The sequence below is a fragment of the Pseudomonas sp. LBUM1671 genome (assembly GCF_059695685.1).
Map to the genome: position 1 here is coordinate 5,482,957 of NZ_CP166782.1, position 17,077 is coordinate 5,500,033.

The window sequence follows — 17,077 nt, forward strand, 5'->3', positions numbered from 1 at the left end:
TGGTTTCAAGGGGAGCAACAAGATGATCAAACGCAATTTGCTGGTGATGGGCCTTGCGGTCCTGTTGAGCGCCTGCGGTTTCCAGCTGCGCGGCACCGGCACCAATGAACTGGCGATCAAGGAGCTCGATCTGAGCGCCCGCAACGCCTACGGCGAAACCGTGACGCAATTGCGTCAAGTGCTGCAAAGCAGCGGCGTCAAGGTTTACACCGGAGCGCCGTACAAGCTTGTGTTAACGGATGAGCAGGAAAGCCAGCGCATCCTCAGCTACGCCGGTGCCGGCCGTACTGGCGAATATCAGGTGAGCACCGTGTTGAGCTACGACATCCGGGGTGCGCAAGGCCTGCCGCTGCTGAGCGACAAGCTCGAAGTGCAGAAGATCTTCATCCACGATGGCAACAACCTGGTGGGTTCCGACCAGGAAGCCAATACGGCTCGCACAGAAACCCGTCGCGAGTTGGTTCAACGCATGATGCTGCGCCTGTCACAGCTCTCTCCGACTCAGTTGGAGCAACTGCAACAGACCGCCGACGCCAAGGCAAAAGCCGAAGCCCAGGCACTGGAAGCGGCGCAGAAAGCTGAAGCGGAAACCCCGCGTCAGTCGCCCATCGAAATCCCGCAGCAATAAGACTTACGGGGCGCCCAGGCGCCCCGTTCGCCCTTTCTTATGAAACTCGCCCCCGCCCAACTCGCCAAGCACCTGCAAGGCACCCTCGCGCCTATCTACATCATCAGTGGCGATGACCCGCTGCTGTGTCAGGAAGCCGCCGACGCCATTCGTGCCGCCGCTCGCCAACAGGGTTTTGACGAACGCCAGGTCTTCGCCGCCGACGCCAGCTTTGACTGGGGGACGTTGCTGCAAGCCGGCGCGAGCATGTCGCTGTTCGCCGAAAAGCGCCTGCTGGAGCTGCGTCTGCCGTCCGGCAAACCCGGTGACAAGGGCGCCGCTGCGTTCATCGAATACTGCTCGCGCCCAGCCGAAGACACGGTGCTGCTGATCAGCCTGCCCAAGCTGGATGGCAGTGCGCAGAAAACCAAGTGGGGCAAGGCGCTGGTCGAAGGACAGCAGACGCAGTTCGTGCAGATCTGGCCGGTGGATGCCAACCAGTTGCCGAGCTGGATTCGTCAACGGTTGTCCCAGGCCGGGCTTTCCGCCAGCCAGGACGCCGTGGAACTGATTGCCGCGCGGGTCGAAGGCAACCTGTTGGCCGCCGCCCAGGAAATCGAAAAACTCAAGCTGATGGCCGAAGGTGGCCAGATCACCGTCGAAACCGTGCAAGCGGCGGTGGCCGACAGTGCGCGCTTCGATGTCTTTGGCCTGACCGACGCGATTCTCAACGGCGAAGCCGCCCATGCCCTGCGCATCCTCGAAGGGCTGCGCGGGGAAGGCGTCGAACCCCCGGTGATTCTCTGGGCGCTGGCCCGGGAGCTGCGTCTGCTGGCCAACCTTTCGCTGCAATACAGCCAGGGTGTGCCGCTGGACAAAGCCTTCAGCCAGGCTCGACCGCCGGTCTGGGACAAGCGCAAACCGCTGATGAGCAAAGCCCTGCAACGCTACCCGGCGCAACGCTGGGCGCAGTTGTTGCTGGAAGCGCAGCGCATTGATGCGCAGATCAAGGGTCAGGCGGCGGGTTCGCCATGGATGAGTCTCAGTCGGTTGTCGTTGTTGATGGCGGGCCAACGGCTGACGTTGCCTGCGGAGTAAGGTTTTTTGTGGCGAGGGAGCTTGCTCCCGCTGGGTTGCGAAGCGACCCCGCTTATCCCTGAAAGCAGGGGACCGCTGCGCAGTCCAACGGGAGCAAGCTCCCTCGCCACAGATATCATTGCCTACGCAATACGGGGACTAGACAGCCCTCCAACTTCAGCAGATTATTTCCCCCGCAAAACCCACTCATCCGAGAGATCTGATCATGAGCAAAAAGCCATCCAGGCATGGCCCCAACAAGGCCAAATCCATCATCGCCCAGCCATTGTTCCGCAGCCGTCAGGAACGAGCCGGAAAGGGCAAAGGCAGCTACCGCCGCGAAGCCTTCCAGTCTAATAGCTGGGAGGCTTCTTACTTTCTGGCGGCCTGAAAGGCAAGCCATCGCTCAACATGTTAAGGTCTGCACCTGATTCGTATTCTCTGGACCTGTGCATGCCCCTTTGTATTTCCCGTCGTTGGCCCCTGCGCCAACTGATCGCTGCCTCCAGCCTCATTTTGCTTGTCGCCTGCGCGGAAAAACCGACCGCCGCCGACGCCCAGCCGCTTCAGACCCTTCCCGTATCGACAGCCCCTGCGGTCATTCCGCCCGTGGTACCGACCGGTGAAAACCTCGACATCCAGCCCACCCAGACCTTCGCCGAATGGCAGGCGGGTTTCCGCAAAGACGCGCTGGCCGCCGGCATCCGCGCAGATCTCTTCGACCGCGCCTTCGCCAATGTCAGCCTCGACACCAGCGTGATCCGTGCCGATCGCAGCCAACCCGAGTTCTCCCGCCCGGTGTGGGAATACCTCGATGGCGCCCTGTCGCCACTGCGGGTACGCAAAGGTCAGGCGCTGGTCAGCCAATACGCTGACATTCTGCAAAGCATCGAGCAGCGCTACGGCGTTGATCGCCAGGCCTTGGTGTCGGTGTGGGGCATGGAGAGTAATTTCGGGCAGTTCCAGGGCAACAAGTCAGTGATCAACTCCCTGGCCACCCTGGCCTACGAAGGCCGGCGTCCGGGCTTTGCTCATGCGCAACTGATCGCCGCCTTGCAAATCCTGCAACAAGGCGATATCGAGCCTGAGAAAATGCTTGGCTCCTGGGCGGGCGCCATGGGCCAGACCCAGTTCATCCCGACCACCTACAACACCCACGCCGTGGATTTCGACGGTGACGGCCGCCGCGACATCTGGGGCAGCCCGGCCGATGCGCTAGCCTCGACGGCGCACTATCTGCAAAGCTCCGGCTGGCAGAAAGGCCAACCGTGGGGCTTTGAAGTGCAGTTGCCAGGCAGTTTCAACTACGTCCTGGCCGACGGCACGATTCGCAAGAGCGTCGCCGAATGGCAACAGTTGGGGGTCTCGCTGCCTAATGGCGCCCAGGTTCCGGCAGGTTCCGAACACCTGTCCGCCGCCCTGCTGTTGCCGGCCGGTTATCGTGGCCCGGCGTTCCTGGTGCTCGACAACTTCCGCGCAATCCTCAAGTACAACAACTCGTCGTCTTATGCATTGGCGGTGAGCCTGTTGTCCGAGCGGTTCAATGGCGGCGGCCTGATCAATGGCACTTGGCCAAAAGATGACTTGCCGTTGAGCCGCACCGAGCGGATCGAACTGCAAAGCCTGCTGAGCGCGCAGAACTACGATGCGGGCACTGCCGACGGGATTATCGGCGCCAATACCCGCAAAGCGATCCGCAGTGCCCAGCAGTCGTTTGGCTGGCCGGCGGACGGGTATCCGACGCACAAGCTGCTCGAAGGCCTGCGTAACCGTTAAAAAGCTTCGCGGGCAAGCCTCGCTCCCACAGGTTTTTGTGTCGTTCACAAAACCCATGTGGGAGCGGGCTTGCTCGCGAAGACTGACTGTCAGGCGACAACTGTCTACCGTTTGACGACCACATCCTGCTCCAACACCAATTCCTTCTTCCCCGCATCCAACCGAACCAACGCACCCATCGGCAACGTCAGGTTCGGATCGCAATGCCCACTGCGCCATCCAGCCAGCACCGGTATCCGCAACGGTTCGAATGTTTGCTTGAGCAAACGCTCCAGCGCCACCCCATCAACCCCCGCCACATCACCCACCAGAACACCGCGCAACTTGCCCAGCGTGCCGGAAAGGCGCAGGTGAGTCAGTAAGCGGTCGATGCGATACAGCGGCTCGTTGATGTCCTCAATAAAAAGAATGACCCCTTCAGCCTCCATCTCGTACGGCGTGCCCATGGTCGCGGCAATCATCGACAGATTGCCCCCCAGCAAACGCCCGTGAGCAATGCCAGGCTCGATTGTGGTCAGCGGGTAAGCCACCGGGTGCGAAAGCACACTGCCCGCCTTCACCTGCCCTCTGAGCATGTTGAAAAACGAAGACTCCGTAGGCTTTTGCTTCTCGCCCAGCAAATCGGCATTGAGCAGCGGACCGTGAAAGGTCACGAAACCGGCGTAACGGCTGATTGCCACGTGCAGCGCAGTGATGTCGCTGTAGCCGATAAACGGCTTGGCGTTGTTTTGCAGCAACTCGAAATCGATTCGATCGAGCAGGCGCGGCGTACCGTAACCGCCACGCAGGCAAATGATCGCGTCGACTTCGGTGTCGGCGAACGCCGCGTGCAAGTCATTGAGCCGCACATCGTCGCTGCCGGCCAGGTAGCCATCCTGCTCGTACACCCCAGGAAACACCCGCAGCGCATAGCCGCGAGCACGCATCCAGGCAACGGCCTTATCGGTGTCCAGCCCGGCAGGACCGGCGGGCGCAATGACGCCGATCAGCCCTTGCGAAGGCAAGGCCGGAACGGGTGAGTGAGGAAACAGCGTGTGAGTGGGTCGAACGGTCATCCATGAATCTCCCTGCGCGAAAAGCTTCACCACACAGTAGTCAGGAACGGGGACAAACAGAAGAGGATCAATCGCCCCGCAGGTTGCAGGAAAAGACGGTAGCGGCCGTAGGCACGGCCAACAAAAACGCCCGCAAGGTTTGAAAAACCTTGCGGGCGTTTTGTTACAAGGACGAGATCAGTTCAGCTTTAACCAGCTTCGCCTGCTCGTCGGCGTGATACGAGGAACGTACCAGCGGGCCGGAAGCGACGTTCTTGAAGCCCATCTTGTAACCTTCCTCGGCGAACCAGGCGAATACGTCCGGGTGCACGAAACGCTGAACCGGCAAGTGGCTGCGCGACGGTTGCAGGTACTGTCCCAGGGTCAGCATGTCGATGTCGTGTTCGCGCATGCGCTTCATGACTTCGATGACTTCTTCGTCGGTTTCGCCCAGCCCCAGCATCAGGCCGGATTTGGTCGGAATGTGCGGCATCATCTGCTTGAAGCGTTGCAGCAGGGTCAGCGACCACTGGTAGTCCGAACCCGGACGCGCAGCCTTGTACAGGCGCGGCACGGTTTCCAGGTTGTGGTTGAACACATCTGGCGGCTCGGCGGCGGTGATTTCCAGCGCAACGTCCATACGGCCACGGTAATCCGGGACCAGGGTTTCGAGCTGCACGTTCGGCGACAGCTTGCGGATCTCGCGGATGCAGTCGGCAAAGTGCTGGGCACCGCCGTCACGCAGGTCGTCGCGGTCAACCGAGGTGATCACCACGTATTTGAGTTTCAGGTCGGCGATGGCGATGGCCAGGCTTTCCGGCTCATTGACGTCCAGTGGCTTCGGACGACCGTGGCCCACGTCGCAGAACGGGCAGCGACGGGTGCAGATGTCGCCCATGATCATGAAGGTCGCGGTGCCGCCGGAGAAGCACTCGCCCAGGTTCGGGCAGGACGCCTCTTCGCACACGCTGTGCAGCTTGTGTTTGCGCAGCAGGGCTTTGATGCGGTCGACTTCCGGGGAAACCGGGATGCGCACGCGGATCCAGTCAGGTTTCTTCGGCAGTTCGGTGGTCGGGATGATCTTCACCGGGATGCGTGCAACCTTCTCGGCGCCGCGCAGCTTGACGCCGGCTTCAACCTTGGCACGCGGGGCCGGACGCTCGGTTACATCCAGCGTCGGGATCATGGTTTGCACTGCATCAGTAGTCATATCAGTCGATTCCGCCCGTTAGGGTCGTCTGCTCAGCATAGTCGAGGTGTTTGACGAGCTGCGCGCGCAGCCGGGCACTTACCTCGGCAAATTCAATCGATCCTGCGTGATCGCTCAGCTGGGTCATCGCCAGCCCGGCGTAGCCGCAGGGATTAATCCGTCGAAACGGTTCCAGGTTCATGTCCACGTTCAGGGCCAGGCCATGAAAGGAGCAACCGTGGCGGATCCGCAGACCCAGGGACGCGATTTTCGCCCCGTTGACGTAGACACCCGGCGCATCGGGCTTGGCCGCTGCGGTCACGCCGTAGCTGGCCAGCAGCTCGATCAGGCAGTGCTCCATGCGGGTGACAAGGTCACGCACGCCGAAACCCAGTTTGCGCACATCGAGCAACAGGTAGGCCACCAGCTGGCCAGGGCCGTGGTAAGTCACCTGACCACCGCGATCAACCTGCACCACCGGGATATCCCCCGGCAGCAGCAAGTGCTCGGCCTTGCCGGCCTGGCCTTGCGTGAACACCGGCGGGTGTTCGACCAGCCAAATCTCGTCCGCGGCATCGCTGCCGCGTTCGTTGGTAAACCGCTGCATGGCATGCCAGACCGGCTCGTAAGCCATCTGACCGAGCTCGCGAAAGCCCAGCGTGCCGGACATCACAGCACCATGTGCACGAAACCGGTAGCCCGCAACTCGCTGTTGATGTCGTACAGCTGTTCCTGGCCGGTGGCGATGATGTGCAACTGGATGGTCGTGTACTTGCCGTTGGTGCTCTGGCGCTCGGCCAAGGTCTTGTGGTCAACGGTCGCGTGTTTCTCAAGGATCGCGATGATCTTGTCCTTGAAACCCACGCCGGTGTCGCCGATCACCTTAATCGGGTAATCCGCGCAGGGGAATTCGATCTTTGGCGCCTTTACTTCGGTATCTGTCATGGCGTAACGGCCTCGTAAGCCGTGGCAACGGACATGGCCCCGCTCCGGATTGGAACGGGGCCATGCAAGTCCACACTAATTCAGTTGAACAAGCCGTAGAAGAATAGACGGATGCTATCCCACATGCGGCGGAAGATACCACCCTCCTCGACAGCGTCCAGGGCGATCAGGTCGGCGCTGTGCACCACCTTGTCGTCCAGTTTCACTTCGACTTTACCGATTACGTCGCCCTTGGCGATTGGCGCAACCAGTTGCGGGTTCATGGTCATGCTCGCGGCGAGCTTTTTCAGCTGGCCTTTTGGCAGGGTCATGGTCAGGTCTTGAGCCAGGCCGGCCTTGACTTGATTGGTGCTGCCTTTCCAGACAGGGGCCTGAGCCAGCTCGGCGCCTTTCTGATAGAAGGTCTGGGTTTCGAAGAAGCGGAAACCGTAGGTCAGCAGCTTCTGGGTTTCGGAAGCACGAGCCACTTCGCTGTTGGTGCCGAACACCACGGCGATCAGGCGCATGCCATCACGTACAGCCGAAGACACCATGCAGTAGCCGGCTTCGTCGGTGTGGCCGGTTTTCAGACCATCGACGGTCTTGTCGCGCCACAGCAGCAGGTTGCGGTTAGGTTGCTTGATACCGTTCCAGAAGAACTCTTTCTGCGAGTAGATCGCATAGTGAGCCGGATCTTCGTGGATGATCGCGCGAGCCAGCACGGCCATGTCGTGAGCCGACGAGTAGTGCTCAGGGTTCGGCAGACCGGTCGGGTTCATGAAGTGGCTGTTGGTCATGCCCAGGTCGGCCACGGTTTTGTTCATCATGTCGGCGAATGCGTCCTCGCTGCCGGCGATGTGCTCGGAGAGCGCAACACTGGCATCGTTACCCGACTGAATGATGATGCCGTGCAGCAGGTCGCTGACAGTGACTTGCGAGCCGACCTTGATGAACATCCGCGAACCGCCGGTACGCCAGGCGTTTTCGCTGACGGTCACCGGATCGTTTTCACCGATCTGGCCACGACGGATTTCCAGGGTCGCGATGTACGCGGTCATCAGCTTGGTCAGGCTGGCCGGCGGCAGACGCTGGTCACCGTTGTTCTCCACCAGCACGTTGCCGCTGCTGGCGTCCATGAGTACATAGGCTTTGGCGGCCAGTTGCGGTGGCGACGGCATCATCTCGACCGCAAAAGCGGCAGGTGAGAGGAGCAGCGGGACTAGCAGGCACAGGCGTTTGGCAAAGGTGGTGATGTTCATCCGTCTCTCGAAATCGCTAATGGAAACTGCCCAAGGGCAAAACTAATCAGACAGCTTTCTAACGAGCTGTCGCGTGTTCAGTTGTTCACTCAGAACCCTTGCCGGGCTTTTGTTCTTCAACGAGCCAACAACCAGGTCCACCCCCCAAACTGCAAGCGAACCGTCAATCAAGTACTGCGTATTATTCGGCGGTGACCACGCTCGGCGAACCGAGATTGGCCAGGCGCACGCTGTTCTGCACTTGCTGGATTTCACCCGGCGAGCCAATCGGCCCCAGACGTACGCGGTGCAGCGTTTGTTGATTACGCACGATCGAGCTGATGAACACCGGAGCGCTCACCATCCCGCTGAGCTTCGATCTCAGGAGTTCTGCAGCGTCCGGGTTGGCGAACGCGCCCACCTGCAGATACTGGCCAGAGGCTGGTACAGAAGCGTTTTTTTTTGCATCAATCTGCACGGGCACTACGGCCGCCGCGTGTTGCTGCGGAGGTGGCGTCCATTGCTCGACGGTGCCGGCCGAAGCGGTAATCGTCGGCGCGGCATTTTGCGCTACTTGCGGCTCGTTGAGCATCAAAGGCGCCGGACGGCCCTTTTGTGCCCACCACTGTTGCGGATCGATGCCCTCGACCTTGACCCGCGCGGTGCCGGTTTCGGCGTAACCGAGTTTTTTCGCGGCGGCGTAGGACAAGTCGATGATGCGGTCCGAATAGAACGGCCCGCGGTCGTTGACTCGCAGGATCACGCTCTTGTTGTTGTCCAGGTTGGTCACCCGAACGTAACTTGGCAGTGGCAATGTCTTGTGAGCGGCACTCATGCCGTACAGGTCATACACCTCGCCATTGGCGGTGTTCTGGCCGTGGAACTTGGTGCCGTACCAGGACGCCGTGCCCGAGGCGACATAGGTCTTGGATTCTTGCAGCGGGAAGTAAGTCTTGCCCAGCACGGTATACGGGTTGGCTTTATAAGGGCCGGAGTGCAGGGTCGGCGTGGCATCCGGGATGCGCGATACGTCGACATCCCACCACGGTGCGCCATCTTTGTGCGCACGGTTGATGTCCAGCCCCGGCGTCGAACGCACGGCGGTGGATGAAGATTTCTGAGCCGGCGCGCGGCTGGTCGAGCAACTGGCGACCAGCACCGCCAACGCGGCGAAAGCCATGAGCTTCAGGGGTTTATTCATAGGCAATGCCCGCATTACTTGACGCCCCGTGCTTGGACCAGCTGTTCAGACAGTTGATGTACCGCCATGGCGTACATCACGCTGCGGTTATAACGCGTGATTGCGTAAAAATTCTTCAGGCCCATCCAGTATTCGGGGCCATTGTTACCTTCCAGGCGGAAAGCCGTGACCGGCATATCATCGCGCAGCGCATCATGACTCGACCAGCCCAAGGCTCGCAACTCCCCGACCGTTTTAGTCGGCTCGATGCCCGTCGTCAAACCTTCATCCACATGCTCGCCACGCACATCGGCGCGGCTGACCACCGGCTCACCGGCGACCCAGCCGTGGCGCTTGAAATAACTGGCGACGCTACCAATGGCATCGTCCGGGTTGGTCCAGATATTGATGTGGCCGTCACCGTCGAAGTCCACCGCGTAGGCGCGAAAACTGCTCGGCATGAACTGCGGCAAACCCATTGCGCCGGCATAAGAGCCTTTGAGGGTCAGCGGATCGACCTGCTCTTCACGGGCCAGCAACAGGAATTCACGCAACTCCTTGCGGAAGAATTCAGCACGGGGAGGATAGTCGAAACCCAACGTCGACAAGGCGTCAATTACCCGGAAATTGCCGGTATTGCGGCCGAAAAAGGTCTCAACACCGATGATCGAGACAATCACCTGCGCCGGCACACCATATTCCTGCTCGGCACGGGCCAGTACCGCCTCGTGCTGACGCCAGAAGTCCACACCACGGGCGATGCGCGCGTCGGTGATGAACATCGGGCGATATTCGTTCCACTGCTTGACCCGTTCGGCAGGCTTCGAGATCGCGTCCAGAATCGACTGCTTGCGCTCGGCTTCGCGGAACACGCCCATCAGCTGTTCACCGGCAAAACCGTAGTCGCGGGTCATTTCACCGACGAATTCGGCCACCTGGGGTGAGCCTTCGTAATCGCCGGCCAACGCGTCCTGCGTTGTGCCAAGGATGCTTACCAGGCCGACCCACGGCGCGTATCGAGTCGCCCAGCCACGCATTACTTGCATTGACATCTTCACCTTATTCAAACCTGTGCGATCCACTTACGATGGGTATGGATCGACATCAAAACCCCAAACGCTGACAGCAGCGTTACCAGCGAAGTTCCTCCGTAGCTAATGAACGGCAACGGCACCCCCACGACTGGCAACAGGCCACTGACCATACCGATGTTGACGAAAACGTAAACAAAAAACGTCATGGTCAGGGCGCCCGCGAGCAATTTGCCGAACAATGTCTGGGCCTGGGCGGTAATCACCAGCCCTCGACCGATCAGCAACAGGTAAATCAGCAGCAGTGCGCAAATGCCCACCAGGCCGAACTCTTCGCCCATCACCGCAATAATGAAGTCGGTGTGGCTTTCCGGCAGGAAGTCCAGGTGCGACTGGGTGCCGAGCAGCCAGCCTTTGCCGAACACGCCGCCGGAACCGATGGCGGCTTTCGACTGAATGATGTTCCAGCCGGTGCCGAGCGGATCGCTCTCCGGATCAAGGAACGTCAGGATTCGCTGCTTCTGGTAGTCGTGCATGATGAAGAACCACATCGCCACGGCCACCGGCACGGCAGCGGCCAGCACGCTCATGATCCAGCGCCAGCGCAACCCGCCCATGAACAAGACGAAAGCGCCACCCGCGAGGATCAGCAGCGAGGTGCCGAGGTCTGGCTGACGCACGATCAGAATGAAGGGCAAGCCGATCAGGAACAGACTGACTCCCACATGTTTGAGCTGCGGCGGCAAGGTGCGCTTGGACAAGTACCAGGCGATGGTCGCCGGCATCAGGATCTTCATGAACTCCGAAGGCTGGAAGCGGATCACCCCCGGAATGTTGATCCAGCGTGTGGCGCCCATGGCGTTATGGCCCATGACATCCACCACCACCAGCAACAGCACGCCGATCACATAACCGACCGGCACCCAGCGGGCCATGAAGCGCGGCTCGAACTGGGCGATGACGATCATCGACACCAGGCCGATGCCGAACGAAGTGGCTTGCTTGGCCAGCAGGTCCCAGCTCTTGCCACTGGCCGAATACAGCACGAACAGGCTGCCGGCGGCGAGGGTCAGCAGCAGGATCAGCAACGGGCCGTCGATGTGCATGCGTTGCAACAGCGTCGCACGGCGACGCATCACATCCTCACTGGAGAGGATGCGATCGAAATTACTCTTCACGGGCCGTAGCCTCCGCACTGATAGGGCTGGCGTATTCGGCCTTCAACCGACCGTCCTGGTCCAGAAGCCAGGCGTCCATGATCTGACGCACCACGGGGGCGGCGACGCCGGAGCCGGACTCGCCATTCTCGACCATCACCGACACCACGATTTGCGGGTTGTCGGCCGGCGCGAAACCGACGAACAAGGCGTGGTCGCGGTGGCGTTCCTGAACCTTGGAGCGGTCGTACTTCTCGCCCTGCTTGATCGCCACCACCTGAGCCGTACCACTTTTGCCCGCGATGCGGTATTGCGCACCGATCGCCGCTTTTCGCGCCGTACCCCGGGCACCGTGCATCACCTGCTGCATGCCATGGTTGACCTTGGTCCAGTCGGACGGGTCGCGCAGGACGATGTCCGGTATCGGGTTTTCGTCCTTCGGCTTCTCGCCTTCGACGGTCTTGGCCAGGTGCGGACGGTTCCAGACACCTTTGTTGGCGACCAGCGCGGTGGCCTGGGCCAGCTGTAACGGCGTGGACTGCATGTAGCCCTGCCCAATCCCAAGAATCAGTGTTTCTCCCGGGTACCAGGCCTGACGTCGGGTTGCACGCTTCCATTCCCGTGTCGGCATCAGCCCCGGTGACTCTTCGAACATGTCCAGCGAGACCTTCTGGCCGATGCCGAACTTGCTCATGTACGCCGACAAGCGATCGATTCCCAATTTGTGGGCCAGGTCGTAGAAGTAGGTATCGTTGGACCGCATGATCGCCGTGTCCAGGTCCACGTAGCCGTCACCGGTACGGTTCCAGTTACGGTATTTGTGGTCGTAATTGGGCAACTGGTAATAGCCAGGATCGTAGACCCGACTCGACGCAGTCACGACACCAGCATCCAGCCCGGCAATCGCCACCGCCGGCTTGATGGTCGAGCCCGGCGGGTAGAGGCCGCGCAGCACGCGGTTGAACAGTGGCCGGTCGATGGAGTCGCGCAGCTCGGCATAGGCTTTGAAGCCGATGCCGGTGACGAACAGGTTCGGATCGAAACTCGGCGCACTGACCATTGCCAGCACTTCGCCGGTTTTCGGATCGAGCGCTACCACAGCGCCACGGCGACCACCGAGCGCCGCTTCGGCGGCTTCCTGCAATTTGATGTCCAGGCTCAGGACGATGTCCTTGCCGGGAATCGGATCGGTACGCTTGAGCACACGCAATACGCGGCCCCGAGCATTGGTTTCGACTTCTTCATAACCCACCTGACCGTGCAGCTCGGGCTCGTAGAAACGCTCGATCCCGGTTTTACCGATGTGGTGGGTGCCGCTGTAATTGACCGGATCGAGCGACTTCAGCTCTTTCTCGTTGATCCGCCCCATGTAGCCCACCGAGTGCGCAAAGTGCGGGCCCTGCGGGTAGTGACGTACCAGCTGCGCGACCACTTCCACCCCCGGCAGACGGAACTGATTCACCGCGATGCGGGCGATCTGCTCTTCGGTCAGCTCGAACAGGATCGGCACCGGCTCGAACGGCCGGCGCCCCTGACGCATGCGCTTCTCGAAGATCACCCGGTCTTCGGGTGTCAGTTCCAGCACTTCGACGATCACGTCGAGCACTTGCTGCCAGTCGCCGGACCGTTCGCGGGTCATGCTCAGGCTGAAGCTGGGCCGGTTATCGGCCACCACCACGCCATTGCGGTCGAAGATCAGCCCGCGGGTCGGCGGAATCGGCTGCACATGGACGCGGTTGTTTTCCGACAGGGTCGAGTGGTACTCGTACTGGATCACCTGCAGGAAATACAGCCGCGCGATCAGCACGCAGATCAGCAACACCACCGCAATTGCCCCGAACACGACGCGGCCACGCACCAGACGGGCGTCTTTTTCGTGGTCCTTGATGCGGATCGGCTGGGGCATGAGGGCAGAACTACTTGTGGTAAGGGTGGCCGGACAAGACTGTCCAGGCACGATACAGCTGTTCGCCGATCAGAATCCGCACCAGCGGGTGCGGCAACGTCAACGGCGACAACGACCAGCGCTGATCGGCCCGCGCACACACTTCCGGCGCCAGCCCTTCGGGGCCACCGACCATGAAATTTACCGTGCGCGAGTCAAGCCGCCAGCGATCGAGTTCGACCGCCAACTGCTCGGTGCTCCAAGGCTTGCCGTGGACTTCGAGAGTGACAACACGCTCATTCGGCCCGACCTTGGCCAGCATGGCTTCGCCTTCCTGACGGATGAAGCGTGCCACGTCGGCGTTCTTGCCACGGGTGTTGAGCGGTATTTCCACCAGTTCCAGCGCCAGCTCGGACGGAAGACGCTTGGCATATTCATGCCAGCCTTCTTCCACCCACTTGGGCATGCGTGAACCGACGGCGATCAGTCGCAGTCGCACAGCGGTCCCTTATTGCTGGTCTTTGTTGAGCTTGACGAAGTGCTCATGGGTGTTTTCCGGGCTGTGGTGAGCGGCGTTCAGAGCACGGCTCTGTTCCGCACCGGACCACAGACGCTCGAGGTCGTAAAACTGACGAGCCGAAGCCGTCATCATGTGCACGATGACGTCATCCATATCCAGCAGCACCCAGTCGCTGTCGCCCTTGCCTTCTTCACCCAGTGGCTTGACGCCCAGGGCTTTGACGGCTTCGCGGACCTTGTCCAGCATCGCGCCGATCTGGCGGTTGGAGGTACCGGTGGCGATGATCATGTAGTCAGTAATGCTCTGCTTTTCACGAACGTCGATGACCTGGATGTCCTGGCCCTTTACGTCTTCCAGGGCTGCTACGGCAACCTTGACCAGCTCATCACCCTTCAGGGGCTCGGTGGTGAGAACCGGCTCAGGCAGCGGGGCGCTCTTGAACGTGCCTTTGCGCTTTACTTTAGTTACGTCTTTGTTCGTCATATAAAACTCGTTTTGCTCGTATGTTCGGGCGCTTCGGTACACGCGTTCACGTGTTTTGAAGCGCTCCCTTTTTCAGTTCGACGCACGGTAGAGTCCGTGCGCATCGATGTAGGCCAGGACCGCGTCGGGCACCAGGAAACGTACCGACTTACCGCTGGCCAGCAGTTGACGGATCTGGGTGGCGGATACCGCGAGCGGCGTCTGCCAGACGAATGCAATCTGTCCGCTCGGCCCTTTGAGGGCCAGCGGGTCGCTCACCGAGCGTGCCGCCAACAGATTGCGCAAGGCATCCGGCGGTTCGCTGTCGGCATCCGGGCGTTGCAGCACCAGGATGTGGCAATGCTGGAGCAACTCTTCCCAGCGGTGCCAAGTGGGCAGGCCGCAAAATGCGTCCCAGCCCAAAAGTAGAAAAACCTGGTCAGAGGCGGCCAATTCGGCGCGCATCAGTTCCAGGGTGTCGATGGTGTAGGACGGTTTGTCCCGCTGCAATTCGCGGGCGTCCACCACCAACGGCGCCACACCGGCCACCGCGCACTCGACCATCGCCAGACGGTCCTTCGCCGCCACCTGCGGCGTACCGCGATGTGGCGGCCGGGCACTGGGTGTCAGGCGTAACTCGTCGAGCGCCAGCGATTCGGCAACTTCCAGCGCACCGCGCAAATGGCCGATGTGCACCGGGTCGAAAGTCCCGCCCAGTACGCCAATGCGTCGAGGCGCAGGCTCGCTGGCGGTTTCCGGAGCTGCCTTTTTGAGGTCGCCCAAGTCAGACCGACGCCTGGCCGCGCAACTGGCCATCACCGACTACGATGTACTTCTCGCAGGTCAGACCTTCGAGGCCCACCGGGCCGCGGGCGTGCAGCTTATCAGTAGAAATGCCAATCTCGGCACCCAATCCGTATTCAAAGCCATCGGCGAAGCAGGTCGGCGTGTTGATCATTACCGACGACGAATCGACTTCCGCCACAAAACGCCGGGTGTCGGCGAGGTTTTCACTGACGATCGAGTCGGTGTGATGCGAGCCGTACTGATTGATGTGCTCGATCGCCTGGTCCAGCCCGTCAACGACGCGAATCGAGAGAATCGGCGCCAGGTATTCGGTGTTCCAGTCTTCGTCAGTGGCCAAGACAGCCTCGATGATCGCCCGGGTGCGCTCGCAACCGCGCAGCTCGACGCCTTTTTCGCGGAACTGTGCGGCCATCGACGGCAGGAAATCCTTGGCGACGGCTTGATCCACCAGCAGCGTTTCCATCGCGCCACAGATGCCATAACGGTAAGTCTTGGCATTGAAGGCGATGCGCTGGGCTTTCGGCAGATCGGCGTGGGCGCTGACGTAGACGTGGCAGATACCGTCCAGGTGTTTGATCACCGGCACGCGGGCATCGCGGCTGACGCGTTCGATCAAGCCACGGCCGCCACGGGGCACGATGACGTCGACGTATTCGGGCATGGTGATCAGCGCGCCAACGGCGGCACGGTCGGTGGTTTCGACTACTTGCACTACGGCAGCGGGCAATTCTGCCTCGGCCAGGCCACGTTGAATGCAGGCAGCGATGGCGCGATTGGAATTTATCGCCTCGGAACCGCCACGCAGGATGGTTGCATTGCCGGATTTCAGGCAAAGGCTCGCGGCATCGATGGTCACGTTCGGCCGGGATTCGTAGATGATCCCGATCACGCCCAACGGCACGCGCATCTTGCCGACCTGAATGCCCGATGGCCGGAAGCTCATGTCGCGAATCGCGCCGACCGGGTCCGGCAGCGCCGCGACCTGACGCAAGCCGACGATCATGCCGTCGATGCGTTCCGGGGTCAGCGCCAGACGCTCAAGCAATGCTGGTTCGAGACCATTGGCACGACCTGCAGCCAAATCCAGCTCATTGGCCGCCGTCAGCTCGGCGCGTGCAGCGTCCAGCGCATTGGCAGCCGCCTGCAACGCGCGGTTTTTCTGCGCAGTGCTGGCACGGCCAATGACGCGAGAAGCCTCGCGGGCGGCGCGACCCAGGCGGGTCATGTAGTCAAGAACGGACTCAGTCATTGTCTGTGGTGGTCTTTGCTAAGGTCTTGGTAAAGAGTAAAGCGGCAGATTATAGCTGTCGCGTCCCGGGACTAACAGCGGTGACGGGCGGATGGTCGAAATGGAGGGCAATTAGCCGACGTTCAGCCGGGATTAAGCTGCAAATTGTTATCATCACGACTCAATCAGCCTTGATAAACATCGTTCATCATGTCCAACCTGACTGTTCGAGCGTCCGCTGCAGGCCTGCCCACGGGGCTCCCGGACGAGTTTTTCGACCGCGACGCGCAAACCCTGGCCCGGGATTTACTCGGCAAAGTCATCCGTCATCGAGTCGGTGACCTGTGGCTCAGCGCCCGGATTATCGAGACCGAGGCCTACTACTGCGAAGAAAAAGGCAGCCACGCGTCCCTCGGCTACACAGAAAAGCGTAAGGCTTTGTTTCTGGATGGCGGGCACATCTATATGTATTACGCCCGCGGTGGTGATTCCCTGAACTTCAGCGCCCAGGGGCCGGGCAACGCGGTACTGATCAAATCTGCCTATCCATGGGTCGACGAGTTGAGCGGGCCGGCGAGCCTGGCGCAGATGCTGCTGAACAACCCCGACGCCCAAGGCCGCCCTCGCCCGTCGCAAAAGCTTTGCGCCGGGCAGACGTTGCTTTGCAAGTCGCTGGGTTTGAAGGTGCCGGCCTGGGATGCCAAGCGTTTTGACCATGAAGTGTTGCTGGTCGAAGACGTCGGCCCGGCGCCTGTTCACATCATTCAAACCACGCGACTGGGCATCCCCCATGGGCGTGATGAGCATTTGATGTACCGCTTCGTCGACGCGGCTTACGCGCCGTATTGCACGCGGAACCCGATGCGAAGGGGGCAGGTCGAAGGTCGCGATTATTTTTTGCTGTCCTGAATAATGCCTCCCACATAGGGGTTGTAGTGTTTTAAAGATTGCGTTCGTCCCAA

The 17,077-nt window shown here is 60.8% G+C and carries 18 protein-coding genes; 5 read left to right on the plus strand and 13 right to left on the minus strand.

All coding sequences use genetic code 11. The features are described 5' to 3' along the window. Positions 1-22: 22 nt before the first annotated feature. From ACA060_RS25365 to ACA060_RS25380, 4 genes are all read left to right on the plus strand, one after another. A complete protein-coding gene (locus tag ACA060_RS25365) occupies positions 23-628 on the plus strand; it encodes an LPS-assembly lipoprotein LptE (RefSeq protein WP_497313912.1) in 606 nt (201 codons plus the stop codon). Between the two features lie 39 nt (positions 629-667). After that, positions 668-1,705, plus strand: a complete 1,038-nt coding sequence (gene holA, locus ACA060_RS25370; protein ID WP_109635124.1) for a DNA polymerase III subunit delta — start codon at positions 668-670, stop codon at positions 1,703-1,705. Between the two features lie 205 nt (positions 1,706-1,910). After that, complete coding sequence (gene arfA, locus ACA060_RS25375; RefSeq protein WP_065908951.1) at positions 1,911-2,075, plus strand: alternative ribosome rescue factor ArfA; 165 nt, start codon at positions 1,911-1,913, stop codon at positions 2,073-2,075. Positions 2,076-2,137: 62 nt separating this feature from the next. Beyond that, entirely contained in the window at positions 2,138-3,460 is a 1,323-nt protein-coding gene (locus tag ACA060_RS25380) for a lytic murein transglycosylase (protein ID WP_497313915.1), read from the plus strand. Positions 3,461-3,564: 104 nt separating this feature from the next. On the opposite strand, the gene ACA060_RS25385 is transcribed toward ACA060_RS25380, so the two are convergent. From ACA060_RS25385 to ACA060_RS25445, 13 genes are all read right to left on the minus strand, one after another. Then, on the minus strand, positions 3,565-4,515 hold the full coding sequence (locus ACA060_RS25385; protein ID WP_497313917.1) for a S66 peptidase family protein: 951 nt from the start codon (positions 4,513-4,515) through the stop codon (positions 3,565-3,567). A 163-nt stretch (positions 4,516-4,678) separates the two neighbouring features. Next, positions 4,679-5,704, minus strand: a complete 1,026-nt coding sequence (gene lipA, locus ACA060_RS25390) for a lipoyl synthase (protein ID WP_109635129.1) — start codon at positions 5,702-5,704, stop codon at positions 4,679-4,681. A gap of 1 nt (position 5,705) precedes the next feature. After that, entirely contained in the window at positions 5,706-6,353 is a 648-nt protein-coding gene (lipB, locus tag ACA060_RS25395; protein ID WP_109635131.1) for a lipoyl(octanoyl) transferase LipB, read from the minus strand. Next, a complete protein-coding gene (locus tag ACA060_RS25400; RefSeq protein ID WP_008152827.1) occupies positions 6,353-6,628 on the minus strand; it encodes a DUF493 domain-containing protein in 276 nt (91 codons plus the stop codon). Before ACA060_RS25400 ends, lipB begins: the two co-directional genes overlap by 1 nt. 80 nt (positions 6,629-6,708) lie before the next feature. After that, positions 6,709-7,866 (minus strand): D-alanyl-D-alanine carboxypeptidase family protein, encoded by a 1,158-nt coding sequence (locus ACA060_RS25405; RefSeq protein WP_403102620.1) that lies wholly within the window; start codon positions 7,864-7,866, stop codon positions 6,709-6,711. Positions 7,867-8,047: 181 nt separating this feature from the next. Beyond that, the gene (locus tag ACA060_RS25410; RefSeq protein WP_497313920.1) at positions 8,048-9,061 is read right to left on the minus strand and encodes a septal ring lytic transglycosylase RlpA family protein; all 1,014 of its coding nucleotides are present in this window, start codon (positions 9,059-9,061) and stop codon (positions 8,048-8,050) included. Next, complete coding sequence (gene mltB / locus ACA060_RS25415) at positions 9,061-10,071, minus strand: lytic murein transglycosylase B (RefSeq protein WP_497313922.1); 1,011 nt, start codon at positions 10,069-10,071, stop codon at positions 9,061-9,063. The genes ACA060_RS25410 and mltB overlap by 1 nt, the downstream gene beginning before the upstream one ends. A gap of 17 nt (positions 10,072-10,088) precedes the next feature. Beyond that, positions 10,089-11,192 (minus strand): rod shape-determining protein RodA, encoded by a 1,104-nt coding sequence (gene rodA, locus ACA060_RS25420; RefSeq protein WP_438661385.1) that lies wholly within the window; start codon positions 11,190-11,192, stop codon positions 10,089-10,091. A gap of 31 nt (positions 11,193-11,223) precedes the next feature. Further along, a complete protein-coding gene (gene mrdA / locus ACA060_RS25425; protein ID WP_109635136.1) occupies positions 11,224-13,119 on the minus strand; it encodes a penicillin-binding protein 2 in 1,896 nt (631 codons plus the stop codon). A 10-nt stretch (positions 13,120-13,129) separates the two neighbouring features. Beyond that, complete coding sequence (gene rlmH / locus ACA060_RS25430) at positions 13,130-13,597, minus strand: 23S rRNA (pseudouridine(1915)-N(3))-methyltransferase RlmH (RefSeq protein WP_007937439.1); 468 nt, start codon at positions 13,595-13,597, stop codon at positions 13,130-13,132. A 9-nt stretch (positions 13,598-13,606) separates the two neighbouring features. Then, on the minus strand, positions 13,607-14,101 hold the full coding sequence (rsfS, locus tag ACA060_RS25435; RefSeq protein ID WP_010467363.1) for a ribosome silencing factor: 495 nt from the start codon (positions 14,099-14,101) through the stop codon (positions 13,607-13,609). Positions 14,102-14,173: 72 nt separating this feature from the next. Beyond that, on the minus strand, positions 14,174-14,896 hold the full coding sequence (gene nadD / locus ACA060_RS25440; protein ID WP_497313924.1) for a nicotinate-nucleotide adenylyltransferase: 723 nt from the start codon (positions 14,894-14,896) through the stop codon (positions 14,174-14,176). Beyond that, positions 14,865-16,136 carry a glutamate-5-semialdehyde dehydrogenase gene (locus ACA060_RS25445; protein WP_497313926.1) on the minus strand — a complete coding sequence of 424 codons (1,272 nt, stop codon included), beginning with the start codon at positions 16,134-16,136 and terminating at the stop codon, positions 14,865-14,867. The genes nadD and ACA060_RS25445 overlap by 32 nt, the downstream gene beginning before the upstream one ends. A gap of 189 nt (positions 16,137-16,325) precedes the next feature. Between ACA060_RS25445 and ACA060_RS25450 the strand changes: the two genes are divergently transcribed. Then, a complete protein-coding gene (locus tag ACA060_RS25450; protein ID WP_109635140.1) occupies positions 16,326-17,024 on the plus strand; it encodes a DNA-3-methyladenine glycosylase in 699 nt (232 codons plus the stop codon). Positions 17,025-17,077: the final 53 nt, after the last annotated feature.